Here is a 25,565-nt window from a genome sequence, read left to right on the forward strand (position 1 = left end):
CCAGCCGAACCGGTGACACCACAGGTGAGTTCGCCCACAACGGCCCCTGGCGGAGGAGCGACCCAAGGTTTTGCGCCTTACGCTCGACGGACCGCACGACCCCCGTCTCCCCATACCCGCAGCGGAGGTTTCTGCTTCATGAAGCTCACCGTCGTCGGCTGCTCGGGGTCGTTCCCGTCCGCGGAATCGGCCTGCTCGAGCTACCTCGTCGAGGCCGACGGCTTCCGGCTGCTCCTCGACATGGGCAACGGCGCCCTGGGCGAGCTGCAGCGCCACTGCGGTCTCTACGACCTCGACGCGATCTTCCTCAGCCACCTGCACGCCGACCACTGCATCGACATGTGCGCCTACTTCGTGGCGCGCTACTACCGGCACGACGGCGGCCGCTGCGAGCCCCTCCCCGTCTACGGACCCGAGGGCACCGAGCACCGGCTCACCACCGCCTACGCCGACACCCCCTCCGCCTCGTCCATGAGCGAGGTCTTCGACTTCCACACGGTCAAGCCGTCCACATTCGAGGTCGGCCCCTTCACCGTGCACACCGAGCGCGTCGCCCACCCCGTCGAGGCCTACGCCGTCCGCGTGGAGCACGGCGGCCGGTCGCTGACGTACTCGGGCGACACCGGCGTCACCCCCGTGCTGGACGAACTCGCCCGGGACACCGACCTGTTCCTGTGCGAGGCCGCCTTCACGCACGGCAAGGAGGACATCCCCGACCTGCACCTCAACGGGCGCGAGGCGGGGGAGAGCGCGAGCCGGGCCGGTGCCCGCCGCCTGGTCCTCACCCACATCCCGCCGTGGACCGACCCGCAGGTGAACCTGGCCGACGCCCGCGAGGTCTACGACGGCCCGGTGGACGTGGCGGCGCCGGGCGCGGTGTACCGGATCTGACGAGAGCGCGACGCACACGACGAGGCCCCCGGAACAGGATGCTCCGGGGGCCTCGTCGTGCCGGGTGGCGGGACCTCACGCCTTGGTGAGGTCCTCGACCTCCTCCTCGGGCTCGCGGCCCGGGGTCTTGAGGTCGAACCTGACGATCGCGAAGCGGAACGTCACGTAGTAGATCGCGGCGAACACCAGACCGATCGGGATGATCAGCCACGGCTTGGTCGCCAGGTGCCAGTTCAGGGCGTAGTCGATGAAGCCGGCCGAGAAGTTGAAGCCGGCGTGCACCCCGAGGCCCCAGGTCACCGCCATCGAGACGGCCGTCAGCACCGCGTGCAGGACGTACAGGACCGGCGCGATGAACATGAACGAGAACTCGATCGGCTCGGTCACACCGGTGACGAACGAGGTCAGGGCGAGCGAGACCATCATGCCGAGGACCGCCTTGCGGCGCTCCGGGCGGGCGCAGTGGGCGATGGCGATCGCGGCGGCCGGCAGGCCGAACATCATGATCGGGAAGAAGCCGGCCTGGAAGAGCCCGGCGTTCGGGTCGCCGGCCAGGAAACGGGTGATGTCGCCGTGCACGACCTCACCGGCGGAGTTGGTGAAGTCGCCGAGCTGGAACCAGGCCACGGTGTTCACGAACTGGTGCATGCCGACCGGGATCAGCGCGCGGTTCACGCCGCCGAACAGGGCGGCGCCGCCGGAGCCGAGGCCGGTCATCCACTCGCCGAAGTTCGAGATGCCGGTGCCGATGGGCTCCCAGACCAGGCCGAAGAAGACGCCGACGACGATGCCGACGAAGGCCATGATGATCGGCACCAGCCGGCGGCCGTTGAAGAAGCCCAGCCAGTCCACCAGCTTCGTCCGGTGGAACCGCTGCCACAGCACGGCGGAGAGCAGACCCATGATGATGCCGCCGAGCACACCGGGGTCGTTGTACGTCGCGGCGATGTCCTCGCCCTTCTGGACCACCGCCTCGGTGACCGGGAAGGCCTGGAGGACCTTGCTGTAGACGAGGAAGCCGACCACGGCGGCCAGGGCCGTCGAGCCGTCCGCCTTCTTGGCGAAGCCGATGGCCACGCCTATGCAGAACAGCAGCGGCAGCGAGCCGGTGAGGGCACCGCCCGCGTTGTTGAAGACGGCGGCGACCTTGTCCCAGCCCAGGCCGTCCGCACCGAAGATGTCCTTCTGGCCGAGCCGGACCATGATGCCCGCTGCCGGCAGTACGGCGATCGGGAGCTGCAGGCTGCGGCCGACCTTCTGCAGGCCCTGGAAAAGGCCCTGTCCCCGCTTCTTTGCGGGGGCCGCCGTTGCGGTGGCGGTGCTCATAAGTCCTCCATCGGGTGATGGTCTACACCACTGAGTGGTGTAGACCTGTTGTAGCACGATGAAGGCCGCGTGAGGAACCCGCTCTTCCGCTACCGCGGCACTACGCGCAGTGCCGATCGAGCCGCCCAGGTCAGACCCCCGGAGAGCGCGTCGAAGGCCCCCGGACGAGAAGTCCGGGGGCCTTCGCAAGACCACGCACCCAGGATACGTGACGCCTACACCTTGGTGACGTCCTCGACCTGGTCCTCCGCCTCGCGCCCCGGCGTCTTCAGGTCGAACTTCGTGATCGCGAACCGGAAGACCATGTAGTACACCGCCGCGAAGCACAGGCCGATCGGGATGATCAGCCACGGCCTGGTCGCCAGGTTCCAGTTGATGACGTAGTCGATCAGCCCCGCCGAGAAGCTGAACCCGTCGTGCACCCCCAGCGCCCACGTCACCGCCATCGACACACCCGTCAGCACCGCGTGCACCGCGTACAGGGCCGGCGCGACGAACAGGAACGAGTACTCCAGCGGCTCCGTGATGCCCGTCACGAACGACGTCAGCGCCACCGACAGCATCAGACCGCCGACCTCCTTGCGGCGGTGCGGCTTCGCGCAGTGCGTCATGGCCAGCGCCGCGGCCGGCAGCGCGAACATCATGATCGGGAAGAAGCCCGACGTGAACTGGCCCGCGTCCGGGTCGCCCGCGAGGAACATGTTGATGTCGCCGTGCACCACCGTGCCGTCCGGCTTCGTGAAACTGCCGAACTGGAACCACGTCGGCACGTTCAGGAACTGGTGCAGCCCGATCACCAGCAGCGCCCGGTTCGCCAGCCCGAACACCCCCGCGCCCCACGCGCCGATCCCGTTCAGCCAGTCGCTGAAGCTCTCCAGCGCGTCACCGATGGGCGGCCACACCCACAGGCACAGCGCCGCGAACGCGATCGCCACGAACGCCATGATGATCGGCACCAGCCGCCGGCCGTTGAAGAAGCCCAGCCAGTCCACCAGCTTCGTCCGGTGGAACCGCTGCCAGAAGTACGCCGACAGCAGCCCCATCACGATCCCGCCGAACACCCCCGGGTTCTGGAAGACGAACGCCGTCACCGTGCCCGAACCGTCGGTCACCTGACAGCCGACCTGCGGGATCGCCTTCGACCCCTCCGGACAGTCCTCCGGGAACTGCCGCAGCACGTTGAAGTAGACGAGGAACCCCGCCACCGCCGCCAGCGCCGTCGAACCGTCCGACTTCCTCGCCATCCCGATGGCCACGCCCACGCAGAACAGCAGCGGCAGCCCCAGCGAACCGTCGAGCAGAGCGCCGCCCGCGCCCGTCATCACCTTCGAGACGTCCGTCCACCCCAGGCCGTCGGCCCCGAACACGTCCGGCTGCCCAAGCCTGTTGAGGATGCCCGCGGCGGGCAGGACCGCGATCGGCAACTGGAGGCTGCGGCCCATCTTCTGCAGACCCTGGAACCCCTTGTTCCAGCGGGCGCGCGCAGGACTGACCGCGCTCTCGGCACTCATCCGGTCTCCATCCGGTCTGCGTCCGGCCGCCTGGAAGTCCCCTCGGGCAGGAGGCGGTTTGGCGGCCGTCCCCACAGTGGTGTAGACCAAATGAGACGGTTCCGCCGTCGTGACGCCATCATTCGGTACACACCGCATGAACGCTCGCGAAGATGGGCCAACTGTGGGTTACTGCGACAAAGCGGTTCGGATCAGGGAGAAGGAACATGGCCAGCAAGGCTGAGAAGATCGTCGCCGGCCTCGGCGGCATCGACAACATCGACGAGATCGAAGGCTGCATCACCCGCCTCCGCACCGAGGTCAACGACCCCGCCCTGGTCGACGACGCCGCCCTCAAGGCCGCCGGCGCCCACGGCGTCGTGAAGATGGGCACCGCCATCCAGGTCGTCATCGGCACCGACGCCGACCCGATCGCCGCGGAGATCGAAGACATGATGTGACCACCGGCCCACACCGGTGCACCGGCCAGGGGCCTTCCCCGCAGCGGTCCTCCGCAGCGGGGAAGGCCCCTTCCGCATGGGCCGCTAGGCTCACCCGCATGTCACGAATCGACGGCCGCACCCCCCAACAGCTCCGCCCCGTCACCATCGAGCGCGGCTGGAGCAAGCACGCCGAAGGCTCCGTCCTCGTCTCCTTCGGCGACACCAAGGTCCTCTGCACCGCCTCCGTCACCGAAGGCGTCCCCCGCTGGCGCAAGGGCAGCGGAGAAGGCTGGGTGACCGCCGAGTACGCCATGCTGCCCCGCGCCACCAACACCCGCGGCGACCGCGAGTCCGTCAAGGGCCGCATCGGCGGCCGCACCCACGAGATCAGCCGCCTCATCGGCCGCTCCCTGCGCGCCGTCATCGACTACAAGGCGCTCGGCGAGAACACCATCGTCCTCGACTGCGACGTCCTCCAGGCCGACGGCGGCACCCGCACGGCCGCCATCACCGGCGCCTACGTCGCGCTGGCCGACGCCGTCGGCTGGGCCCAGGGCAAGAAGCTGATCAAGGCGGGCCGCAAGCCCCTCACCGGCACCGTCTCCGCCGTCTCCGTCGGCATCGTCGGCGGCACCCCGCTCCTCGACCTCCGCTACGAGGAGGACGTCCGCGCCGACACCGACATGAACGTCGTCTGCACCGGCGACGGCCGCTTCGTCGAGGTCCAGGGCACCGCCGAGGCCGAACCCTTCGCCCGCGACGAACTCAACGCCCTCCTCGACCTCGCCACCGCCGGCTGCACGGAACTGGCCGAGCTGCAGCGCAAGGCACTCGCCACCACCCTCGAACGGTAAAGAGGACGCCAAGAAAACAACGCCCGGCGCGCAACTCGACCGCCCGCCACCGCGTCTTCGGCAGTACGGGCGTACGGCCACACCGCCGTACGCCCCGCGCCGCACCGCACACGGGCCGACCGGCCCCGTCCCAAGGGGAGGACCGAGACCCATGGCCGCGACCCGACGCAGCCGCCGTCGCCGCACTGCCTACGCCGCCGCAGCCCTGACGGCCGCCGCCCTGACCGTGGGCCTGACCACCGGCTGCGACGCCGTCGGCAAGGCACTCGACTGCGTCCAGACCGCCGACGCCATCGCCGACAGCGTCACCTCGCTCCAGCAGGCCGTGGAGAACGCGTCCGACGACCCGACGCGGCTCGAGGAGTCCCTCGACTCCATAGACAAGGACCTCGACCGGATCGGCGACCGCACCGACAACGCCGACGTCAACAAGGCCGTCGACGACCTCGGCAAGGCCGTGGACAACATCCGCACGTCCGTCCGCAACGGCGACAACACCCCCGACATCAGCCCCGTCACCGACGCGGCCGGCGAACTGACGAAGGTGTGCACGCCCTAGCGAGGGCCGCCGCGGGGAAAGGGCCCCGGGGGCGTCCGGGATACTGGGCCCCATGACCCGCCTGATCCTCGCCACCCGCAACGCCGGAAAGATCACCGAACTCAGGGCCATCCTCGCCGACGCGGGCCTGCCCCACGACCTCGTCGGCGCGGACGCCTACCCGGAGATCCCCGACGTCAAGGAGACCGGCGTCACCTTCGCCGAGAACGCCCTCCTCAAGGCCCACGCCCTCGCCCGGGCCACCGGCCTCCCCGCCGTCGCCGACGACTCCGGCCTCTGCGTCGACGTCCTGAACGGCGCCCCCGGCATCTTCTCCGCCCGCTGGGCGGGACGCCACGGTGACGACAAGGCGAACCTGGACCTCCTCCTCGCCCAGATCGGCGACATCGCCGACGGGCACCGGGGCGCGCACTTCGCGTGCGCGGCCGCCCTGGCACTGCCCGACGGCACGGAGCGCGTGGTCGAGGGACAGCTCCGCGGCACCCTCCGCCACGCCCCGGCGGGCACGGGCGGCTTCGGCTACGACCCGATCCTCCAGCCGGACGGCGAGACCCGCACCTGCGCGGAACTGACGGCCGCGGAGAAGAACGCGATCAGCCACCGAGGCAAGGCCTTCCGCGCCCTGGTACCGGCGGTGCGGGAGCTGCTGGGGTGAGACGCCTATGACAACGGCCTGCGCATCCTCTTTGGAATCGCAGGCCGTTTGTGTGCGGCGGAAGGGATTCGAACCCTCAAGCCCGGTCAGGGGCCACAGATCCTAAGTCTGCTGCGTCGCCATTGCGCCACCGCCGCCAGCGTCTGACATCGTACCGGGAGTCGCACGTCGCCTTGCGCGTCCCCTGCACCAGGTGCCGGTCGTCGCGTGGCAGTTGGGACACAGCAACCGCAGGTTCTCGCGTCGGTCGTCGGTCCAGTCACCGTTGATGTGATCGAGCTCCAGAGTCATCGGCTTCCCCCGCCACTCGGGCCCGGTGCCGCAGCGGACGCACTTCTCGGCCACACCGACAGCGAGGAGCGCTCGGCGAAGGCGTTCGGTCGAATTCCGGCCAGGGCCGTTGTGCTTGACGAGCACTTCTTCCGGCGGCTTGGTCGTGGTGCCCGGTTTCCCTCGTTGGTGTGCCTGCCCGAGAAAGTGCGACGTCGAGATCTGGTGCTCGGCGATCCACTTCCGAAGCTGTGCGCGTTGCGAACCATGGCCAGGACGATTCAGGAGGCGCAGAGCCTCCGCCAGGGAGACCGCGCCGGCGATCGCCGCCCGCAACTCGCCCTCCGAGGGCCGAGGTCGCCTGCTGCCCGTCACGAGGTACGCCCCTTGCCGCGGCCTCGGTAATTGTCCGTCGCCGCATGGCAGTTGGGGCAGAGCGTCCGAAGGTTCTCGATCCGGTTGTTCCGCCAGTCGCCGTCGATGTGGTCGACCTCGAGCGGGAGTGGCTCCCCGAGCCACATCGGCTCGATCCCGCAGAGCGCGCAACGCTCTACCATGCCGAGTTCGAGCATCGCCCTCTTCAGTCGGCTCCCCGGTACGCGCTTGGCATGCTCCGAAGTCGCCTCGACGAGGATCTCCCCCGCGGTTCGGCGGCGCCGGTCTTCCCTCTGCCGTTCGGTGCGGACGGCGGTCGTGAAGTGCGAGGTGTCGATGCCGTGCGCCGAGATACGCCGGGAGATGTTCGTGTGGTGGCCTCCCACCAGGTCGAGACCGAGACGACGCAGGACCTCGTTGACGCTCGTGGACGAGGCGACCACCGGTTCGAGGACTTCTCTGGTCCACTTCGCGCCCTCGCGTTGGAAGTGCGACACGTCCACGCCGAGTTTCCTCATCCGCCCCAGCACGTACCGCCGTGTCGGGCTCTTCGGGTCCACCCCCAGCCGTACCAACGCCTCCGACAGCGTTCTCGCCCCCCGGGCCGCCTCCTCCAGCCGCTCCCGGCTGTACGCGCTCGTCCCCATCACGCCCCTCCGTCCCGGCCGCACGTTCGCAGCCTCGTACGGAGTAACGAACCGTTTATCGGACCGTCACGCACGGCATGCGGAAGGGCCCGTACCGGCGTAGGCCGGTACGGGCCCCGCAGGGGACCTCAGATGCCCAAGTCCTTGATGATCTTGGCCACGTGACCCGTGGCGCGGACGTTGTACAGGGCGCGTTCGACGTTGCCCGCCTCGTCCACGACGATCGTGGAGCGGATGACGCCCATGTAGGTCTTGCCGTAGTTCTTCTTCTCGCCGAAGGCTCCGTACGCGTCGAGGACCTTCTTGTCCGGGTCGGCGAGGAGGGTGACCCGCAGGGACTCGGTGTCGCGGAACTTCGCGAGCTTCTCCGGCTTGTCGGGGGAGATGCCGAGCACGTCGTAGCCGGCGGCGGCCAGCAGCTCCAGGTTGTCCGTGAAGTCGCACGCCTGCTTCGTGCAGCCGGGGGTAAGCGCGGCAGGGTAGAAGTAGACGATGACCTTGCGGCCCTTGTGGTCGGCCAGGGACACCTCGTTGCCGTCGGCGTCCGGGAGGGTGAAGGCGGGGGCCGGGTCCCCCGGCTGGAGTCGCTCGCTCATCGATCCAGGGTATCGGGGGGTCCTGACAGTGCGGCTCGGGCAGGAGCTGACAGACTGTCCGGAACAGCGTCAGCAGACTTCGGAGGCCGTACGGTGGCGGACACGTCGGACATCAGAACCCCGGCGCAGATCGAGGCGGACATCAGGCGCCGCCGCGAGGTGCTGGCCGAGACGCTCGACGAGATCGGGGTGCGGGTGCACCCGAAGACGATCATGGGCGATGCGAAGGCCAAGGTCGCTTCCAGCGTCGATCACACACTCGGACGGGCGTACGTCCAGGTCAACAAGGTGGTCAGCGATGTGAAGTCGCAGTTCGTGGACGAGGAGGGCTCGCCGCGCATGGAGCGGGTGGTGCCCGTGGCCCTCGTCGTGGTCGGGGTCGTGGGGCTCCTCGCCCTCGGCACCCGGCGGCGCAGGGACTGAGGCCGGGCAGGTAGGTTTCAGGGCGTGAGCGCCAAGAGAAACGAGCACAGTTCCCCGGACGACAAGCTGCCCATCCGGATGCTGCACGACCGGGTACTCGTGCGGCAGGACACCAGTGAGGGCGAGCGCCGTTCCGGGGGCGGCATCCTGATCCCCGCGACGGCGGCGGTCGGCAAGCGGCTGGCCTGGGCCGAGGTCGTCGCGGTGGGGCAGAACGTGCGCACGGTGGAGCCCGGCGACCGGGTGCTGTACGACCCGGAGGACCGTGCGGAGGTCGAGGTGCGGGGCACCGCGTACGTGCTCATGCGCGAGCGCGACCTGCACGCCGTGGCCGCGGACCGGTTCGAGGGGTCGGAGGACTCCACCGGGCTGTACCTGTAGCGCGGCGGCGGTATCCGCCGAGGGGTGGCGAAGGGGCTGGTGACCAGTGTCACCAGCCCCTTCGTCCTGTCTTTGCTACCTTGGACGCATCCCGACGAGACGCGCCGTACCGGGTCGAAGGAAAAGACGACGCACCCCGTTCAGTTCGCTCCACGGAGGTGCCTGTCATGGCGTGGGTCCTGCTTGTCGTCGCCGGTCTGCTCGAGGTCGGCTGGTCGGTCGGGATGAAGTACACCGACGGTTTCACCCGGCTCGTGCCGAGTCTGCTCACCGGCGCCGGGATCGTGACCAGCATGGTGCTGCTGTCGTACGCCGCCCGGACGCTTCCCATCGGTACCGCCTACGGCGTGTGGGTGGGGATAGGCGCGGCCGGGGCGGCGGTGCTCGGCATGGTGGTGCTGGGGGAGCCGGCGACCGCCGCCCGGATCTTCTTCATCTGTCTGCTGCTGGTCGCCGTGGTGGGTCTGAAGGCGACCTCGGGTCACTGACCCGGCGCGGGGGTCACTGGCCCCGTGGGGTGGCGGGGATGCCGCCGACGAGTCCGCCGGGGTCCGGTTCCCCGCCGCCGGCCCCGCCGGGATCGCCCTCGCCGGTGCCGCCGTCGCCGTTGTCCCCGTCCCCGCCGCCGGTGGGTCCGGGCTCGGTGGTGGGGCCGCCGGTGGTGGGCCCGCCGGTCGAGGAGTCGCCGTCGCCGCCCGTGTCGCCCGGTTCGGTGCTGGTGCCGCCGTTCTGGCCGGGGGTCGCGGTGCCGGTCTCCGGGGCGTCGGTGCCGTCCTCGTCGCCCGTGCCGCCGTCGGTCTCGTCGCCCGTGCCGGTGTCGTCGGAGGCCTCGGCGGAGGGCGGTGCGGTGACGTCGGCGCCCGCCTGGAGCTGGAGGTCGAAGTCGGTGACCGGCTTGCCCTTCAGGGCGTCGCGGGTGTACTGGCCCCAGATCTCGGCGGGTGCCCCGCCGCCGTTGATGCGGTCGAGGCCCATGACGCCGTAGAGGGACTTGTGGGCGGCCGTGACCGGGTCCTGGCCCATGACGGCGACGACGGTGGCGAGTTCGGGGGTGTACCCGGCGAACCAGGCGGCGGTGTCCTCCTCCGCGGTGCCGGTCTTGCCGGCGGCGGGGCGGCCCGCGGCCTGGGCGGCGGTCGCGGTGCCGTTCTGGACGACGCTGCGCAGCACGGAGGTGGTGGTGTCGGCGGCCTCGCGGCTGACGGCCTGGCTCTCGCGCCGCTCGGGCAGCTCCAGCGCGTGCTTGCCGTCCTTCATGACCTTCTCGACCAGGGTGTACGTGCTGTGCCGGCCGTGGTTGGCGAGGGTGGCGTAGGCCTGGGCCATGTCGAGGGGGCTGGCCTGGGCGACGCCGAGGGCGATGGAGGGGCCGGCGTCGCCGAGGCTGGGCGTCTTGGGGGACAGGCCGAGGTCGATCGCGGTCTGCCGGACCTCGTCGGCGCCGACGTCGACGGCCATCTGCGCGTACACGGCGTTGACGGACTTGTCGGTGGCCTCGCGCACGGTGATGTTGCCGTAGTCGCGGTGGTCCTCGTTCTCGGGGGCGTAGCGGGCGCCGCTCCAGCCCTCGACGGGGCGTTCGCTGGTGCCGTCGTAGGTCGTGTTCGGGTTGATCATGCGGCCGTCCTGGGTGTCGGAGTGGTTCTCGACGGCCGCGGTGAAGACGAAGGGCTTGAAGGTGGAGCCGACCTGGAAGTCGCGACGGGTGGCGTTGGGGGTGTACTGCTTGACGTAGTCGATGCCGTTGTACATCGCGACGACCTTGCCGGTCCGCGGGTCGACGGAGGCGCCGCCGGCGCGGACGTAGGAGTCGACCTTGCGGTCCTTGTCCAGCTCGGACATCAGCTTGTCGTCGACGGCCTCGACGAAGGCGTCCTGCTTGTCCTTCTGGAGGGTCGTGGTGATCCGGTAGCCGCCGCGGTCGAGGTCCTCCTCGTCGACGATGCCGTTCTTGATCAGGTAGTCCTTGACGATGGTGACGACGTAGCCGCGCTGTCCGGACATGCTGGTGGAGACGGTGGTCTTCCTGGGCGCGGGGAACGTCAGCCCGGCGCGGTCGGCCTGGGTGAGCCACTTCATCTTGACCATGCCGTCCAGCACGTAGTTCCAGCGGGCCTCGGCGGCGGCCTTGTTCTCCGGGTGGGCGACGACGTCGTACTCGCTGGGGGCGTTGAGCAGGGACGCGAGGTAGGCGCCCTGGGCGGCGGTGAGCTTGGCGGCGTCGATGCCGTAGTAGGCCTGGGCGGCGGCCTGGATGCCGTAGGCGCCGCGGCCGAAGAAGCTGGTGTTGAGGTAGCCCTCGAGGATCTCGTCCTTGCTCTTCTGCCGGTCGAGCTTGATCGAGATGAAGAACTCCTTCACCTTGCGGGTGACGGTCTGCTCCTGTGCCAGGTAGTAGTTCTTGACGTACTGCTGGGTGATCGTGGAGCCGGACTGCTTGCCCTTGCCGGTGGCGGTGTTCCAGCCGGCCCGGATCATCGCCTGGGGGTCGATGGCGGACTCGGTGTAGAAGTCGCGGTCCTCGGCGGCGAGGACGGCGTGCTGGGCGTCCTTGGAGATCCGCGAGAGGGCGACGCTCTCCCGGTTGATCTCGCCGTCGCGGGCGAGGACGCTGCCGTCGGCGTACAGGTAGACGTTGCTCTGCTGGGTGGCGAGGGTGTTGGCCGACGACGGGATCTGGACCAGCTGGTAGCCGAGGAAGAAGCCGCCGATCACCAGCAGGACGCCGACGACGAAGGCGCCCAGCGTCATGCGCCAGGTGGGGATCAGCCGGCGCCATCCGGTCCGCTTGGGCCTCTTCGGCTTCTTCGCCTTCGCCGTTCCCGGTTCCGAGCCCTGGTCAGGCTGCTGCGGCTCGTCGCTCATCTCGTGCACGGACTCCTGTTTCGCGTCGTACGGTCTCGTACGGCCTTGTACGCTTCTGCGTCCTCTGTTGAAGACTCTCGCACCGGGCGTTCCGTTCCCGTTCCGCGGCACACCCGTGAAACTGGGTGCCGTCGTCCCGGATTCCTAACCCCCCGCCCGGTAATTCCGTGGCGTGCCCCGTCGCCGTCGTACTAGGCTCCTGCGCTTTGCCGCCGGGCGGAGGTGAGGGCTGTGGGCGTGGGTTCGGGGCGGTTGTACGCGGCCGTCGCGGTGGGAGGATTCCGACGGTACGCGACGTATCGGGCGGCCACCGCCGCCGGGGTGTTCACCAACACGGTCTTCGGGCTGGTCCTCGTGTGCACCTACTTGGCCCTGTGGGACGAGAAACCGCAGCTCGGGGGCTACGACCAGGCGCAGGCGGTGACGTTCGTGTGGCTGGGGCAGGCGTTGCTGGCGGCGCTGGCGATCGGTGGCGGCGGGGTCGAGACCGAGTTGATGGAGCGCATCCGTACGGGTGACATCGCCGTCGATCTGTACCGGCCGGCCGATCTCCAGCTGTGGTGGCTGGCGGCGGATGCCGGGCGCGCGCTGTTCCAGTTGCTGGGGCGCGGGGTGGTGCCGTTCGTCTTCGGGGCGCTGTTCTTCCCGGTGGCGCTGCCGCGGGAGGCGTCCAGGTGGCTGGCGTTCCTGGTGGCGGTGGGGCTCGCCATGGTGGTGGGGTTCGCGCTGCGCTACCTGGTGGCGCTGTCGGCGTTCTGGCTGATGGACGGCACCGGGGCGGCGCAGATGGCGTGGATCGCGGGGCTGTTCTGCTCGGGGATGCTGCTGCCGCTGAACGTGTTCCCGGGGGCGCTCGGCGAGGTCGTCCGGGTGCTCCCGTGGTCGTCCCTGCTCCAGGCGCCGGCCGATGTGCTGCTGGGGGAGGCGGACCCCCTGGGGACCTTCGCGTTCCAGGCGGGGTGGGCGGTGGCGCTGCTGGCGGTGGGGCGGCTGGTGCAGTCGGCGGCGACGCGGCGGGTGGTGGTGCAGGGTGGCTGAGACGGCCGGGACGCGGGTGGCCGGGGGCGGCCGGGTCGCGGCGGGGCTGCGGGCCTACGGGCTGATCGCGGGCATGTGGATCCGGTCGACGATGGCGTACCGGGCGTCCTTCGCGCTGGCGGTGTTCGCGAACTTTGCGGTGACGCTGTTGGACTTCGTGGCGGTCCTGCTGATGTTCTCCCGGGTCGACGCGCTGGGCGGTTACGCGCTGCCCGAGGTGGCGTTCCTCTACGGGCTGTCCGGGGTCTCCTTCGGGCTGGCCGATCTGGCGGTGGGCTCGATGGAGCGGCTGGGGCGGCGGGTGCGGGACGGCACGCTGGACACGCTGCTGGTGCGTCCGGTGCCGGTGCTGGCGCAGGTGGCCGCGGACCGGTTCGCGCTGCGCCGGCTGGGCCGGGTGACGCAGGGCGCGCTGGTGCTGGGCTACGCGCTGGTGGTGCTGGACATCGACTGGTCGGCGGCGAAGCTGCTGCTGATGCCGGTGATGCTGCTCGGCGGGGCGGGGATCTTCTGCGCGGTGTTCGTGGCGGCGGCGGCCTTCCAGTTCGTGGCGCAGGACGCCTCGGAGGTGTCCAACGCCTTCACGTACGGCGGTACGACGATGCTCCAGTACCCGCCGACGGTGTTCGCGCAGGAGCTGGTGCGGGGGGTGACGTTCGTGGTGCCGCTGGCCTTCGTCAACTGGCTGCCGGCGAGCTATGTGCTGGAGCGGCCGTACCCGGTGGGGCTGCCCGGGTGGGTGGCGTTCACGACGCCGCTGGTGGCCGTGGCCTGCTGCGCGGTGGCGGGCCTGGCGTGGCGGGCGGGGCTTCGTTCGTACCGGAGTACAGGGAGTTAGCGGGAGATGGACATCACCGGCGTCACCGGGGGAACGGGTGCGGGCTTCATCGAGCTGGAGGGCGTCGAGAAGGTCTTCGACGTGCGCAGGAGGACCGGGTTCCTGAAGCGGGAGCGGCGGCGGGTGCGGGCGGTGGACGGGCTGTCGTTCACCGTGGCGCGGGGCGAGATGGTCGGCTACATCGGCCCGAACGGTGCCGGGAAGTCGACGACGATCAAGATGCTCACCGGCATCCTGACGCCGAGCGGCGGGCGGCTGCGGGTGGCCGGCATCGACCCGTCGCGGGAGCGGACGCGGCTGGCGCACCGCATCGGGGTGGTGTTCGGGCAGCGGACGACGCTGTGGTGGGACCTGCCGCTGATCGACTCCTACCGGCTGGTGCACCGCATGTACCGGATCCCGGACGCGCGTTACCGGGCGAACCTGGAGCGCTGCGTGGAGCTCCTGCGGCTCGGGTCCCTGCTGGACGTGCCGGTGCGGCAGCTGTCGCTGGGCCAGCGGATGCGCGGCGACGTGGCGGCGGCGCTGCTGCACGACCCTGACGTGCTGTACCTGGACGAGCCGACGATCGGCCTGGACGTCGTGTCGAAGGCCCAGGTGCGCGGCTTCCTGCGGGAGTTGAACGCGGAGCGCGGTACGACGGTGCTGCTGACCACGCACGATCTCCAGGACATCGAGCAGCTGTGCTCGCGGGTGATGGTCATCGACCACGGGCGGCTGATGTACGACGGCCCGCTCGCCGGGCTGCACGAGGCGGGGGAGAGCGAGCGGACCCTGGTGGTGGACCTGGAGCGGGAGTTGCCGCCGGTGGAGGTGCCGGCCCCGGCGCGGGTGGTGCGGGTGGAGGGGCCGCGGCAGTGGCTGGCGTTCCCCGCGTCGGCGTCGGCCGCGGGGCTGGTGGCGGACGTGGCGGCCCGGTACCCGCTGGTGGACCTCTCGGTGCGGGAGCCCGACATCGAAGCGGTGATCGCCAAGATGTACGCGGAACGGGCGAGCGCGTAGTGCCCGGCGGGGTGAGCTCGTAGGCTGCTGTACATGACCGACGACGCCCCGGACCTCCGTGCATCCGACGCCGACCGTGAACGAGTCGCCGAGATCCTGCGGGACGCCCTCGCCGAAGGCCGCCTGGACATGGCCGAGTTCGAGGAGCGGCTGGACGCCACCTACCGTGCGCGGACGTACGGGGACCTGGCGCCGATCACCCGGGACCTGCCGGCCGGGCAGGGCGCCGCGGCGCCGGTGCCGCGGGTGTCGATGACCAAGGAGCCCGCGGAGAGCGGGGGCTGGGCGGGGCGGATCACCGGCGGCGAGGGGACGTCGTCGTGGGCGGTCGCCGTGCTGTCCGGGTTCGAGCGCAAGGGGCGCTGGACGGTGCCGAAGCGGTTCAACTGCTTCGCGTTCTGCGGCGGCGGTGAGCTGGACCTGCGGGAGGCGAACTTCGCGGACGGCGAGGTCGTGATCAACTGCGTCGCGGTCATGGGCGGCCTGAACGTGATCGTGCCGCCGGGTGTCGAGGTGGTCGTGCGCGGCATCGGCATCATGGGCGGGTTCGACCACCGCGAGGAGGGCGTCCCCGCGGAGCCGGGTGCCCCGCGCGTGGTGGTCACCGGCTTCGCCTTCTGGGGCGGGGTCGGCGTCGAGCGCAAGGTGACGCGGGCGGAGCGGCTGCGGCTGAAGGAGGAGCGCCGGCAGGAGAAGCTGGACCGCAGGGCGGCGCGGCGGGAGCTGCACTCCTCGTTCCGTGAGGACGTGGAGGAGGCCCATCGCACGATGCTGGACGGGCACCGGGATCTGATGCGGGAGCGGCGCGAGGAGCGGCGCCGGCGCGAGGACTGACCGCGCGACCGGGTGCCGCCGCGGGTGGGTCGCGCGGCCCGGCGCGGGCGGGGTGCCGCCGCGCCCACCCGTGCCGCCCTGGGGGTACCTCCCAGGCCGTTCAGGCACTGGGGGAGGCACGACTGCCCGCGGCTGAGGTGGGTGGGGCGGCGGTGGGGTTACAGGGTTGCCGGGGTTCTCGGGTGCAGGTCGGTCAGGTCGAGGGCCGCGGCCATGCGGGCGTAGCCGCGGTCGCTGGGGTGGAGGTGGTCGCCGCAGTCGTACTCCGCGCTCAGCCGCCGCGGGTCGTACGGATCGCGCAGCGCCGCGTCGAAGTCGACGACCTCGTCGAACACCCGCCCCTCGCGGATCTCCTCGTTGATCTCCTGCCGCATGCTCTCGCGGGCGGCGGTGTAGCCGCTGTGCCCGCCGAACGGCATCACGGTCGCGCCGACGACCTTGAGCCCGTGGGCGTGGGCCATGTCGACGAGCGTGCGCAGGCCCGCGAGGACCGAGTCCCGGTCGGCGAGCTCCGGGCTGTGCAGGATGTCGTTGACCCCGATGGCGACGACGACCACCCGGGCGTTGGTGCGGCCCAGCACGTCCCGGGGGAACCGGGACAGCGTGCTGGGGTTGGCGGGGGGCGTGCCCGGGCCGCTGGTGAGCAGCCGGTTGCTGCTGATGCCCTGGTTGACGACGCTGTAGCGGGGCACGTTCCGCCCGGCGCCGGCCGCCGTGCGCAAGCGCTCGGCGAGGAAGTCGGTCCAGCGGTGGTTGGCGTCCATGGTGGAGAGGTAGCCGTCGGTGATCGAGTCCCCGAGGGCCACGACGGTGCCCACGGCCTCGTGGCTCAGCACGTCCAGCGCCGTCACGTACCGCCAGTACGAGGTCCGGCCCGTGTAGGCGTCGGCGGTGACGTCCTCGGCGCGGTCGCCCTCGGCGACGTAGCTGGTCTGCCGCGCCTGCGGGTGGTAGGTGACCGGGCCGGACGGCACCGGGGAGTAGGTGGTGATCAGCACGTCGCTGCCGTGGGGGACGGCGATGCGGGCGACGTCGCTCATCACCTGGCCGCCCGCCGGGACGACCACCCGGGGGCTGCCGCCGAAGGTGAGCCGGCGCATGCTGCCCTCGGCCGCGGCGGCGGTGCCGTCGTCGGCGGCCAGCGCGATGGACGCGTGGGTGACGGTCAGCGGCGAGTGGCCGTACAGGTTCGACAGGGTGATCCGGGCGCTGTTGCCGCCGATGCCGGCGTGCACGACGTTGCGCACCGACCGGCCCGCCATGCCCCGCGCCGCGGTGCCCGGTTCCGGGCCGACGGGCGAGGTGGACCAGGCTCCGACCCAGGTGCCCGTGGAGGCGGGCGCGGCGTCGTTGTGCGGGGCCCGGCCGCCGGCGACCGGGGTGCGGTCGCGGGTGCCGTCGTCGGAGGCCACCGTGGCGTATATGGCCGCGGAGATCGCCACCACCAGGGCGACGATCGCGGCCAGCAGGGCACGCTGCTTGCTGGGAGGAGGCGCCCCCACGCCTCCGTCATGACCCTGGGTCATGCTGTGTCGTTCTCCTCGGGCGAGGGGAGCTCCGAGGCTCCGGTCCGATGAGCCCATGATGCGGCATGGGCCCGGAGAAGGCCTCGTGACCCCCCGTGCTTTCCCCTTCCCCGTCAGACGCCGGGAACGTGTGTTCCGTTCCGGGAGTCGTACGGGAAGGGACAATGTGTGCGGGACGGATCGGCGAACGGTGGAGCGGATGGCACGCACGAAGGCAGAACGTCCGGAGGGTTCCATGGGTAGCGGGCAGGACACCGGGACGGCCTACAGCCAGTCCTCCGCCCGGTCCGGTCCCGTCCGCGACCGGGCGATGACGGCGTTCAGCCCGGCCGACGAGGAGAAGCGGCGCGGCGTGCGCCGCATGAAGCTCACCGCCGCCGGCCTGCTGCTGTTCGTGGCCGTGGTCTACGTGCTGGCCGAGTGGGCCTCCCACCGGGGCGCGGGCGCCTGGGCGGGCTACGTCTCGGCCGCCGCCGAGGCGGGCATGGTCGGCGCGCTGGCCGACTGGTTCGCGGTCACCGCCCTCTTCCGCCACCCCCTCGGGCTGCCCATCCCGCACACCGCGATCATCCCCCGGAAGAAGGACCAGCTGGGCGTCTCGCTGGGCGAGTTCGTCGGCGAGAACTTCCTCTCCGAGGACGTCGTGCGCGGGCGGCTGCGCGCCGTCGGCATCGGCAGCCGGCTCGGCGCCTGGCTGGCGGTGCCCGAGCACGCCGACCGGGTGACGGCCGAGCTGTCCGCCGCCCTGCGCGGTGCCCTGACCGTGCTGCGGGACTCCGACGTGCAGGCGGTGGTCGGCGAGGCCATCACCCGGCGGGCCGACGCGCAGGAGATCGCCCCGGGCATCGGCAAGCTGCTGGGCCGGGTCGTCGCCGACGGCGGCCACCGGCGGGCCGTGGACCTGATCGTCTCCCGCGCCCACGACTGGCTGGTGCTGCACGGCGACTCGGTGATGGACGCCGTGCAGGGCGGGGCGCCCGGCTGGACGCCCCGGTTCGTGGACAAGAAGGTCGGCGAGCGCGTCTACAAGGAGCTGCTGCGCTTCGTCACCGAGATGCGCGACATGCCCGCCCACCCTGCGCGCGGTGCCCTCGACCGCTTCCTCACCGACTTCGCCTCCGACCTCCAGTCCGACACCGAGACCCGGGCACGCGTGGAGCGGCTGAAGACGGAGGTGCTGGGCCGCGGCGAGGTCCAGGACCTGATCGCGTCCGCCTGGACCGCCGTACGCTCCATGATCGTCTCGGCGGCGGAGGACGAGCGCAGCGAGCTGCGGCTGCGGGTGCGGGCGTCGCTGCTGTCGCTGGGGGCCCGGATGGCCTCCGACCCGAAGGTGCAGGGCAAGGTCGACGGGTGGGTCGAGGGTGCCGCGGTGTACGTCGTGACCACCTATCGGCGGGAGATCACGTCGCTGATCACCGACACCGTGGCGGGCTGGGACGCGGAGCACACCACGAAGAAGATCGAGGCCAACATCGGCCGGGACCTCCAGTTCATCCGGATCAACGGCACGGTGGTCGGCTCGCTGGCCGGGCTGCTGATCTACACGGTCTCCCGCGTCCTGGGGGCGTAGGCCCCCCGAGCGGCCGCGCTTGTCCGCCGCGGTTGGGGGCACACGGGTTCCGATCGCCCGCTCCGACGGCGCCGCACGGCACCGCGGGACCGGGCGAGTCGCAGCCCACGGTCCTCGACGGAGAGGGAGTCATGTCAGCGGAATCGTCGTCGCCGGGCTCCGGTCGCGCCTCCGGGGGGACCGTCACCACCGCGGTCCCCGCCCGGCTGGACCGGCTGCCCTGGTCCCGGTGGCACTGGATGATCGTGATCGGCCTCGGCACCGTCTGGATCCTGGACGGCCTCGAGGTCACGATCGTCGGCAACGTGGCCGGCCGGATCGCCGAGGACGGCAGCGGACTGGACATCAGCTCCGCCCAGATCACCGGCCTGGCCGCCGCCCTCTACGTGGCCGGTGCCTGCTCGGGCGCCCTGTTCTTCGGCTGGCTGACCGACCGGCACGGCCGCAAGAAGCTGTTCATGCTGACGCTGGTCGTGTACCTGCTGGCGACCGCGCTGACGGCGGTGTCGTTCGAGTCCTGGTGGTTCTTCCTGTTCCGGTTCCTGACCGGTTTCGGCATCGGCGGCGAGTACGCGGCCATCAACTCGGCGATCGACGAGCTGATCCCCTCCAAGTTCCGGGGCCGGGTCGACCTGATCATCAACGGCAGCTACTGGCTGGGCGCGATCGGCGGTTCCCTGCTGTCCATCGTCATGCTGGACACCGACATCTTCCCCAAGGACCTCGGCTGGCGGCTCAGCTTCGCCCTCGGTGTGGTCCTCGGCCTGGTCATCCTGCTGGTGCGCCGGCACGTCCCGGAGAGTCCGCGCTGGCAGTTCATCCACGGCTACGGCGACGAGGCCGAGCGGCTCGTCTCCTCCGTGGAACGGGAGATCGAGCAGGAGAAGGGCGAGCCGCTGCCGCCGCCGGCCGGTGAGATCACCATCCACCAGCGCAAGGGCATCGGCTTCGGCCTGATCGCCAAGACCGTCTTCGGCACGTACCCGCGGCGCGCGATCCTCGGCCTGTCGCTCTTCATCGGCCAGGCGTTCCTCTACAACGCCATCACCTTCGGCTTCGGCACCATCCTCATCACCTTCTTCGACGTGCCGACCGGCCACACCGGCTACTACTTCGCCGTCATCGCCGCGGGCAACTTCCTCGGCCCGCTGCTGCTCGGCAAGCTGTTCGACACGGTCGGCCGCCGGATCATGATCTCGGGCACGTACCTGCTGTCGGGTGTGCTGCTGTTCGTCACGGCGTGGCTCTTCGACCGCGGCTCGCTGACGGCCGACACCATGACGGCCTGCTGGTGCGTGGTGCTGTTCTTCGCCTCCGCGGGCGCCTCCAGCGCGTATCTGACCGTCTCCGAGATCTTCCCCATGGAGACCCGGGCGATGGCCATCGCCTTCTTCTACGCCCTCGGCACCGCCGCCGGCGGCATCAGCGGCCCGCTGCTCTTCGCCGACCTCACGGAGTCCGGCGTGGTCGGCGACACGGTGCTCGCCTTCCAGATCGGCGCCGGACTGATGTGCGCGGCCGGCCTGGTGGCGGCGTTCCTCGCGGTGAAGGCGGAACGCCGCTCCCTGGAGGACATCGCGGAGCCGCTGTCGGCCGCCGGGGCGGGGACGGGAACGAAGGACACGCCGGAAACGGGGACGGCGACGGCGTAGAGTCCGGGCACCGCCTCCGACCCGAGCGACCGCGAGGAGCCCCGATGACCATCCGCAGGATCGTCCCCAACATCCGGGCCGAGTCCCCGGACGAACTGGCCGCCGGCCGTGACTTCTACGGCCTGCTGGGCTTCGAGGAGGTCATGGACATGGGCTGGGTGACGACCCTGGCCTCACCGTCCAGTCCCGCCGCCCAGATCAGCTTCTTCACCGAGGAGCGCACCGCGCCCGTCGTCCCCGACTTCAGCGTGGAGGTCGAGGACGTCGACGCGGTCCACGCCCGGCTCGTCGCGTCGGGCGCGGAGATCGTGCGGGAGCCGCGGGACGAGGAGTGGGGCGTGCGGCGCTTCTTCGTGCGCGACCCGAGCGGGCGCGTGGTGAACGTGCTGACGCACCGCTCCTAGGACCGGGTCCGGTCAGGCCCGCCGGTCGGCGACCGCCCAGGAGGCCAGGGCGACGGCACCGGCGACACCGAACACGGCGGGCCAGGCGCCGACCTTCCTGGCCAGCGGGTGGGACCCGGCGAAAGCGGTCACGTACGCGGCCGACAGCGCCCCGGCGGCCCGCCCGCCGGCCCGCTCGCGCCACTGCTGCGCGGCCGCGGCCCCGGCGACGGCGAGCACGGCCCCGCCGAGCTGCCGCTTCCCGGTCCAGCGGGCCACGCCGTACCCGCCGACGAGACCGCCCGCCGCGACCACCGCGCTGGGAACCTTCGCCATGCCTGCCTCCTGCTTCGCTCCGGCCGTTCGCCGGCTCTTGTCCGGCTCTTCTCCGGCTCTTCTCCGGCCTCTCGGACCGAGGCTAATCCCCGCCGGGCCCGTCACCGGCGCCGGGGCGCACGGCCGGCCACCCGCGCACTGTGGCGCAGGTCACACCGTTTCGGGCGGCCGGTCTGTCACACCGGGCCGCCGCATCCCGTCGTAACTGTGTAACGCGGTACGGCAACCGCCGACGACCCACGACGGAGGAACCACCATGGACGCTCGCCTCAGCCTCTTCGGCAGCCCGATCGCCGGCAAGCTCCTGCGGCACATCAACTCGGCGGGCAAGGTCGTGGCGGACTCGGCGCTGCCGGCCGCCACCCAGGAGCTGGTGAAGATCCGCGCCAGCCAGATCAACGGCTGCGGCTTCTGCCTCGACATGCACACCAAGGACGCCGCGGCGGCGGGGGAGACCTCGCTGCGCCTCAACCTGGTCGCGGCCTGGCGGGAGGCCACGGTCTTCACCGACGCCGAACGCGCCGCCCTGGAGCTGACCGAGCAGGGCACCCGCATCGCGGACGCCGGCGGCGTCACCGACGAGGCCTGGGCGAACGCGGCGAAGCACTACGACGAGGACCAGCTCGCGGCACTGGTCGGGCTGATCGCCGTCATCAACACCTACAACCGGCTGAACGTCATCACCCGGCAGCCGGCGGGCGACTACGAGCCCGGCATGTTCGGCTGACGCCCGCGGGACGCCGAACGGCCCGCCCCGACAGCACGGGGCGGGCCGTTCGCGAGGGCTCAGCCGTGCAGCAGCACCGGGAGCCGCTGGTGGCCGTTGCTGATCAGGGACGGCACCGTTCCGAGCTCGGCCGAGGGCACGGCGAGACGGATGTCGGGGAAGCGGTCGAACAGCCGCTGGAGCACGAGGGTGACCTCCATGCGGGCGAGGGGCGCGCCGAGGCAGAAGTGCACGCCGTGCCCGAACGCCAGGTGGTCCTTGACGGTGCGGGCCGCGTCGAACGTGTCGGCGTCGTCGTGCCACCCGGGGTGACGGTTGGCGGCGGCGTAGGACGCGAGGATCGCGTCACCGCGGGCGATGGTCCGCCCGTCCGGCAGCGGGATGTCCGTGACGGCGAACCGGAGCGGCAGGTGCTTGACCGCCGGCTCGTGACGCAGCGTCTCCTCCACGACGTCGTCCCAGGTGACGGCACCCTTGCGGACCAGTTCGAGCTGGTCGGGACGGGTCAGCAGGGTGTGGACGGCCTGGTCGATGACGTTGACGGTCGTCTCGTAGCCGGCGCTGATCATCAGCAGCAGGGTGTCGCGCAGCTCCTCGGGCGACAGGCGGGCGCCGTCGCTCTCGTCGTCCCGCGCGGCGATGAGCAGGGACGTCATGTCGTCGCCGGGGGTGCCGCGCTTGTCGGCGATGAGCTGGTCCAGGACCCCGTACAGCCGGGCGGTGTTGGTCATCGCCTCGTCCTGGCTCAGCGTGGTGTCGAAGACACCGTCCACGAGGGCCCGGAAGTCGTCCCGCTGGCTCTCGGGCACGCCCATGAGGTGGCCGATCACCGCGATGGGCAGCGGGTAGGCCAGCTCCTGGCGCAGGTCGGCCGGCTCGCCCGCGGGGAGGCCCGCGAGGCGGTCGATCAGCTGGTCCACCATGCCCTCGACGGCCGGCCGCATGTGGGCTATGCGGCGGGAGCTGAAGGCGGGCGCCACCAGGCGCCGCAGCTTGCGGTGGTTGGGGCCGTAGGCGGTGAACATGTTCTCCACCGCCACCCACAGGGCGAGCGGCCAGGTGCCGACCCGCTGCGCGTAGTCGGGCCAGTGCGCCCGGGCGTCCTTGGAGACGTCGGGACCGGTGAGGAGCTGCTTGAGCAGGGCGGGGTCGCTGACCGACCAGGCTTCCACGCCGAGTACGTCCACCCGGGTGGCCGGGCCGCGGGCGTGCAGGGCACGGTGCTCGGCGTGGTGGTCGGCGCCGGCGGGGTCCAGGACGAGGGGAGACTGCTGGTCGGCCATGGCGGGCTCCTTAGGAAGCGGCGGGGAAGGTGACGGGCAGGGATTCCAGGGCGCGGTGGAACGGGCCGGGCCGCCAGACGAGGCCGGCGGCGGGCACGGCGAGGTCCGTCTCCGGCAGCGCGTCGAGGAGATGGGTGACCGCGGTCTCCGCGATGAGGTAGGCGTGCGAGCGGGCGGGGCAGGTGTGCGGGCCGACGCTCCAGGCCAGGTGGGCGCGGTTGCCCGTGTGGCGTCCCTCGGGCACGCCGTCGGTGAGGGCCGGGTCGTTGTTGGCGGCCGCCATGGAGATCACGACCGGCTGGTCGGCGGGCAGGAGGAACCCGTCCACGTCGATCGGGAACGGCGGGTACGAGATGCAGTAGTTCGCCATGGGCGGGTCGGTGTAGAGGACGGTGTCCAGCGCGTCGCGCACCGTGGACAGCCCGGCGTGCAGGTCGGCGGAGAACTCCTCGTCGGTGAGGATCTTCAGCACGGTGTTGCTGATCAGGTTGGTCAGCGGCTCGATCCCGGCGCCGTAGAGCGTGACGAGCTGGTGGCCCATCTCCTCGTCGGTCAGCCGGGCGGAGTGCAGGACGAGCCGGGAGGTGATGTCGTCACCGGGGTGCTGCCGGCGCAGGGACACCAGGTCGGCGACGGCCTGCCCGAGGATCCGGTTGCCCTGCTCGGCGTGGGTGGTGTCGAAGATCTTCGCCATGCCGTCGGCGATGCGCATGCCGATCTCGTCCGGGCAGCCGAGCAGCGCGCTCAGGACGCGGAAGGCGATCGGGAAGGCGTACTGCGACAGCAGGTCCGCCTCGCCCTTGGCGCGGAAGTCGTCGATCGCGCCGGAGGCGACCCGCTCGACGAGGGACCGCAGCCCGTGCTGGTCGACGGCCCCGATCGCGGCGGTGTTCGCGCCGCGGTAGCGGGCGTGCTCGGCGCCGCCGGAACGCAGCGCGTTGGGGCGCCACTCCATCATGGGCTTGACCGGGCAGGACGCCGGGATCAGCTTCTCCCAGGCGCGGGGGTCGGCGGGGAAGTGCAGCGGGTCGTTGAGGATGCGGCGGGCCTGGTAGTAGCCGATCACCAGGGTCGCCGGGACGCCGGGCGCCAGGTCCACGGGCACCAGGGGGCCGTGGACCTGGCGCATGCGCCGGTAGGCGGCGTGCGGGTCGGCGGCGAACTCCGCGGAGTACAGGGCGATCCGGTCCGGTGGGCTCGTCGGCACGGACGCGGCGGAGGGCATCGTCATCGGCGGGACTCCATCAGGGCGGCCGAGCGGTGCTCGGAGAGGTACTCGGTGAGCGTGATCAGGGCGTGCAGGGAGGACGTGCGGTCCCGGGCGTCGCAGGTCGTCAGCGGAGTCGCCGGGTCGAGGGCCAGCGCCTCGCGCAGCTCCTCCGCCGGGTAACCCGGAGCGCCGGGGAAGGTGTTGATGGCGACGGCGTACGGTATGCCGCCGCTGTCCAGGAGACCGAGGGCGTCGTGGGAGGCGTCGAGGTCGCGGGTGTCGGCCAGGACCAGGCAGCCGAGCGCGCCCTCGGCCAGGTCCTCCCACAGCGGCTGGAACCGGGCCTGCCCCGGCAGACCGAACAGGTACAGCGCGAGGCGCCCGCCGGCCATGTGGATGCGGCCGAAGTCCATCGCCACCGTGGTCGTGGTCTTGTGCGGGGTGCCCCGCAGATCGTCCACACCGGCGCTGGCCTGCGTGATGGGTTCCTCCATCCGCAGTGGCTTCACTTCCGAGACGCTGCCGATGAACGTCGTCTTGCCGACGCCGAACCCCCCCGCGACCACGATCTTGGCCGACCGTGTCACCGTGGCCGGGACGTAGGTGACGGGCGGGTCAGACCAAGGAGCGCAGTCCACGCAGTACCTCCTGCAACAGGTCGGGTTCGGGCATGTGGTCGCTCGCCGCGGCCGGGCTGGCCAGGAGGCCGGAGTCCATCAGCGAGGAGACGAGGATGCGTACCGTGGAGGGCGGCAGCTCCAGCGCGGCGGCGATGTCGGCGACGGCCAGGCCGCCCTCCGCGCCGGCGAACAGGCGCATCACGCGGCGGGCGTCCGGGCCCAGGGCGTCCGTGGGCCCGGTCGCGGCGATGAGCACGCTCTCCAGGCGCACGTCGTCACGGGCGCGGACCTGACCGCCGGTGCGGACGTAGGGCCTGACCATGTCGGGGTCACGCCGCGGCCCCGTCATGCCGGCCGGCCGCCTTCCGCGGCCGGTACCCGCTCCGCGGTCCCCAGCTCGTGCCCCACCCGGGTCGCGAGCCGCACCATGTGATGGGAGATCAGGCCGACGTCGGCGTCCGGGCCCGTCGTGCACACCGACAGCATGGTGTTCCTCGCCGCGGTGGTCGTCAGGCCGATGCAGCCGACCGACTCGATCAGCAGCTGGCGCATGCCCTGGCCGCCGGTGAACTCGTCCCACGCCTTGCCCGCGGCTCGCAGCGCCGCCGTCAGCGCGGCGAACTTCTCCCCGTCGTCCTGGCCGATCGTCTCGGTCCGGGCTGTCAGCAGACCGTCGCTGCTCATCAGTACGGCGAAGCGGACGCCTTCGACGGTGCCGAGCTCCTGGTCGAGCAGCCAGCCCAGGCTGTTGCTGTGTGTGTCTCGCAC

29 protein-coding genes, 1 tRNA gene and 1 riboswitch are annotated in these 25,565 nt (G+C 71.3%); of the genes, 16 read left to right on the plus strand and 14 right to left on the minus strand.

The window, feature by feature from the left end; genetic code table 11:
* Positions 1–138 precede the first annotated feature (138 nt).
* Complete coding sequence (locus tag ACFWJB_RS03275) at positions 139–891, plus strand: MBL fold metallo-hydrolase (protein WP_385461393.1); 753 nt, start codon at positions 139–141, stop codon at positions 889–891.
* A 75-nt stretch (positions 892–966) separates the two neighbouring features.
* Here the strand turns inward: ACFWJB_RS03275 and ACFWJB_RS03280 are convergent, their stop codons facing one another.
* Positions 967–2,217: a PTS transporter subunit EIIC gene (locus tag ACFWJB_RS03280; protein ID WP_385461390.1), complete on the minus strand. Its 1,251-nt coding sequence runs from the start codon at positions 2,215–2,217 to the stop codon at positions 967–969.
* 215 nt (positions 2,218–2,432) lie between these two features.
* Entirely contained in the window at positions 2,433–3,728 is a 1,296-nt protein-coding gene (locus tag ACFWJB_RS03285) for a PTS transporter subunit EIIC (protein WP_386919956.1), read from the minus strand.
* Between the two features lie 206 nt (positions 3,729–3,934).
* Between ACFWJB_RS03285 and ACFWJB_RS03290 the strand changes: the two genes are divergently transcribed.
* From ACFWJB_RS03290 to rdgB, 4 genes are all read left to right on the plus strand, one after another.
* On the plus strand, positions 3,935–4,168 hold the full coding sequence (locus ACFWJB_RS03290; protein ID WP_356196196.1) for a PTS glucose/sucrose transporter subunit IIB: 234 nt from the start codon (positions 3,935–3,937) through the stop codon (positions 4,166–4,168).
* Positions 4,169–4,266: 98 nt separating this feature from the next.
* Positions 4,267–5,004 carry a ribonuclease PH gene (gene rph / locus ACFWJB_RS03295; RefSeq protein WP_385461383.1) on the plus strand — a complete coding sequence of 246 codons (738 nt, stop codon included), beginning with the start codon at positions 4,267–4,269 and terminating at the stop codon, positions 5,002–5,004.
* Positions 5,005–5,155: 151 nt separating this feature from the next.
* On the plus strand, positions 5,156–5,563 hold the full coding sequence (locus tag ACFWJB_RS03300; protein ID WP_385461380.1) for a hypothetical protein: 408 nt from the start codon (positions 5,156–5,158) through the stop codon (positions 5,561–5,563).
* Between the two features lie 52 nt (positions 5,564–5,615).
* Positions 5,616–6,218 carry an RdgB/HAM1 family non-canonical purine NTP pyrophosphatase gene (gene rdgB / locus ACFWJB_RS03305; RefSeq protein ID WP_385461377.1) on the plus strand — a complete coding sequence of 201 codons (603 nt, stop codon included), beginning with the start codon at positions 5,616–5,618 and terminating at the stop codon, positions 6,216–6,218.
* Positions 6,219–6,271: 53 nt separating this feature from the next.
* Here the strand turns inward: rdgB and ACFWJB_RS03310 are convergent.
* The 4 genes from ACFWJB_RS03310 to bcp all read right to left on the minus strand — a co-directional run bounded on the left by ACFWJB_RS03310 (position 6,272) and on the right by bcp (position 8,106).
* Positions 6,272–6,355, minus strand: a tRNA-Leu gene (locus tag ACFWJB_RS03310).
* Positions 6,321–6,509 (minus strand): hypothetical protein, encoded by a 189-nt coding sequence (locus ACFWJB_RS03315; RefSeq protein WP_386920263.1) that lies wholly within the window; start codon positions 6,507–6,509, stop codon positions 6,321–6,323. The genes ACFWJB_RS03310 and ACFWJB_RS03315 overlap by 35 nt, the downstream gene beginning before the upstream one ends.
* Positions 6,510–6,859: 350 nt before the next feature.
* On the minus strand, positions 6,860–7,510 hold the full coding sequence (locus ACFWJB_RS03320) for an HNH endonuclease signature motif containing protein (protein ID WP_386919960.1): 651 nt from the start codon (positions 7,508–7,510) through the stop codon (positions 6,860–6,862).
* Between the two features lie 128 nt (positions 7,511–7,638).
* Positions 7,639–8,106: a thioredoxin-dependent thiol peroxidase gene (gene bcp / locus ACFWJB_RS03325; RefSeq protein ID WP_385461368.1), complete on the minus strand. Its 468-nt coding sequence runs from the start codon at positions 8,104–8,106 to the stop codon at positions 7,639–7,641.
* Positions 8,107–8,199: 93 nt separating this feature from the next.
* On the opposite strand from bcp, the gene ACFWJB_RS03330 reads away from it, so the two are divergent.
* The 3 genes from ACFWJB_RS03330 (at position 8,200) to sugE (ending at position 9,398) form a co-directional block, all read left to right on the plus strand.
* Entirely contained in the window at positions 8,200–8,529 is a 330-nt protein-coding gene (locus tag ACFWJB_RS03330) for a DUF3618 domain-containing protein (RefSeq protein ID WP_386919962.1), read from the plus strand.
* Between the two features lie 24 nt (positions 8,530–8,553).
* Positions 8,554–8,910: a co-chaperone GroES gene (locus ACFWJB_RS03335; protein WP_189230979.1), complete on the plus strand. Its 357-nt coding sequence runs from the start codon at positions 8,554–8,556 to the stop codon at positions 8,908–8,910.
* Positions 8,911–8,979: 69 nt separating this feature from the next.
* A riboswitch (guanidine-III (ykkC-III) riboswitch) is annotated at positions 8,980–9,046 on the plus strand.
* Positions 9,047–9,077: 31 nt separating this feature from the next.
* Positions 9,078–9,398 carry a quaternary ammonium compound efflux SMR transporter SugE gene (sugE, locus tag ACFWJB_RS03340; protein WP_385461362.1) on the plus strand — a complete coding sequence of 107 codons (321 nt, stop codon included), beginning with the start codon at positions 9,078–9,080 and terminating at the stop codon, positions 9,396–9,398.
* A gap of 13 nt (positions 9,399–9,411) precedes the next feature.
* On the opposite strand, the gene ACFWJB_RS03345 is transcribed toward sugE, so the two are convergent.
* Complete coding sequence (locus ACFWJB_RS03345) at positions 9,412–11,775, minus strand: transglycosylase domain-containing protein (RefSeq protein WP_386919965.1); 2,364 nt, start codon at positions 11,773–11,775, stop codon at positions 9,412–9,414.
* Between the two features lie 231 nt (positions 11,776–12,006).
* Between ACFWJB_RS03345 and ACFWJB_RS03350 the strand changes: the two genes are divergently transcribed.
* The 4 genes from ACFWJB_RS03350 to ACFWJB_RS03365 are packed head-to-tail and all read left to right on the plus strand — an operon-like array spanning position 12,007 to position 15,487.
* A complete protein-coding gene (locus ACFWJB_RS03350; RefSeq protein WP_386919966.1) occupies positions 12,007–12,813 on the plus strand; it encodes an ABC transporter permease in 807 nt (268 codons plus the stop codon).
* Complete coding sequence (locus ACFWJB_RS03355; protein WP_385461353.1) at positions 12,806–13,651, plus strand: ABC transporter permease; 846 nt, start codon at positions 12,806–12,808, stop codon at positions 13,649–13,651. The genes ACFWJB_RS03350 and ACFWJB_RS03355 overlap by 8 nt, the downstream gene beginning before the upstream one ends.
* A 6-nt stretch (positions 13,652–13,657) precedes the next feature.
* A complete protein-coding gene (locus ACFWJB_RS03360) occupies positions 13,658–14,653 on the plus strand; it encodes an ATP-binding cassette domain-containing protein (protein WP_386919968.1) in 996 nt (331 codons plus the stop codon).
* A gap of 33 nt (positions 14,654–14,686) precedes the next feature.
* Positions 14,687–15,487, plus strand: a complete 801-nt coding sequence (locus tag ACFWJB_RS03365) for a DUF1707 domain-containing protein (RefSeq protein ID WP_386919969.1) — start codon at positions 14,687–14,689, stop codon at positions 15,485–15,487.
* 158 nt (positions 15,488–15,645) lie between these two features.
* On the opposite strand, the gene ACFWJB_RS03370 is transcribed toward ACFWJB_RS03365, so the two are convergent.
* Positions 15,646–17,013 carry an SGNH/GDSL hydrolase family protein gene (locus tag ACFWJB_RS03370; protein WP_386919970.1) on the minus strand — a complete coding sequence of 456 codons (1,368 nt, stop codon included), beginning with the start codon at positions 17,011–17,013 and terminating at the stop codon, positions 15,646–15,648.
* Between the two features lie 199 nt (positions 17,014–17,212).
* Here ACFWJB_RS03370 and ACFWJB_RS03375 point away from each other — a divergent pair, with 199 nt between their 5' ends.
* From ACFWJB_RS03375 to ACFWJB_RS03385, 3 genes are all read left to right on the plus strand, one after another.
* Positions 17,213–18,586 carry a DUF445 domain-containing protein gene (locus tag ACFWJB_RS03375; protein WP_385461341.1) on the plus strand — a complete coding sequence of 458 codons (1,374 nt, stop codon included), beginning with the start codon at positions 17,213–17,215 and terminating at the stop codon, positions 18,584–18,586.
* A 131-nt stretch (positions 18,587–18,717) separates the two neighbouring features.
* Complete coding sequence (locus ACFWJB_RS03380) at positions 18,718–20,238, plus strand: MFS transporter (protein ID WP_386919972.1); 1,521 nt, start codon at positions 18,718–18,720, stop codon at positions 20,236–20,238.
* Positions 20,239–20,282: 44 nt separating this feature from the next.
* Positions 20,283–20,642: a VOC family protein gene (locus tag ACFWJB_RS03385; protein ID WP_385461335.1), complete on the plus strand. Its 360-nt coding sequence runs from the start codon at positions 20,283–20,285 to the stop codon at positions 20,640–20,642.
* Positions 20,643–20,654: 12 nt separating this feature from the next.
* On the opposite strand, the gene ACFWJB_RS03390 is transcribed toward ACFWJB_RS03385, so the two are convergent.
* Entirely contained in the window at positions 20,655–20,957 is a 303-nt protein-coding gene (locus ACFWJB_RS03390) for a hypothetical protein (RefSeq protein WP_385461332.1), read from the minus strand.
* 256 nt (positions 20,958–21,213) lie between these two features.
* Here ACFWJB_RS03390 and ACFWJB_RS03395 point away from each other — a divergent pair, with 256 nt between their 5' ends.
* A complete protein-coding gene (locus ACFWJB_RS03395; RefSeq protein ID WP_386919975.1) occupies positions 21,214–21,684 on the plus strand; it encodes a carboxymuconolactone decarboxylase family protein in 471 nt (156 codons plus the stop codon).
* A 59-nt stretch (positions 21,685–21,743) separates the two neighbouring features.
* Here the strand turns inward: ACFWJB_RS03395 and ACFWJB_RS03400 are convergent, their stop codons facing one another.
* From ACFWJB_RS03400 to ACFWJB_RS03420, 5 genes are read right to left on the minus strand one after another with little or no spacing between them, the layout of a single operon-like run.
* Positions 21,744–22,967 carry a cytochrome P450 gene (locus tag ACFWJB_RS03400; protein WP_385461326.1) on the minus strand — a complete coding sequence of 408 codons (1,224 nt, stop codon included), beginning with the start codon at positions 22,965–22,967 and terminating at the stop codon, positions 21,744–21,746.
* Positions 22,968–22,977: 10 nt separating this feature from the next.
* Complete coding sequence (locus tag ACFWJB_RS03405) at positions 22,978–24,198, minus strand: cytochrome P450 (RefSeq protein WP_386919977.1); 1,221 nt, start codon at positions 24,196–24,198, stop codon at positions 22,978–22,980.
* On the minus strand, positions 24,195–24,815 hold the full coding sequence (locus ACFWJB_RS03410; protein ID WP_385461320.1) for an ATP/GTP-binding protein: 621 nt from the start codon (positions 24,813–24,815) through the stop codon (positions 24,195–24,197). The genes ACFWJB_RS03405 and ACFWJB_RS03410 overlap by 4 nt, the downstream gene beginning before the upstream one ends.
* Positions 24,793–25,146, minus strand: coding sequence for a DUF742 domain-containing protein (locus ACFWJB_RS03415; RefSeq protein WP_386919979.1), 354 nt, complete (start codon positions 25,144–25,146; stop codon positions 24,793–24,795). Before ACFWJB_RS03415 ends, ACFWJB_RS03410 begins: the two co-directional genes overlap by 23 nt.
* Positions 25,143–25,565, minus strand: coding sequence for a roadblock/LC7 domain-containing protein (locus ACFWJB_RS03420; protein WP_386919981.1), 423 nt, complete (start codon positions 25,563–25,565; stop codon positions 25,143–25,145). The genes ACFWJB_RS03415 and ACFWJB_RS03420 overlap by 4 nt, the downstream gene beginning before the upstream one ends.

The sequence above is a fragment of the Streptomyces sp. NPDC127100 genome, assembly GCF_042724095.1.
Lineage (GTDB): Bacteria > Actinomycetota > Actinomycetes > Streptomycetales > Streptomycetaceae > Streptomyces.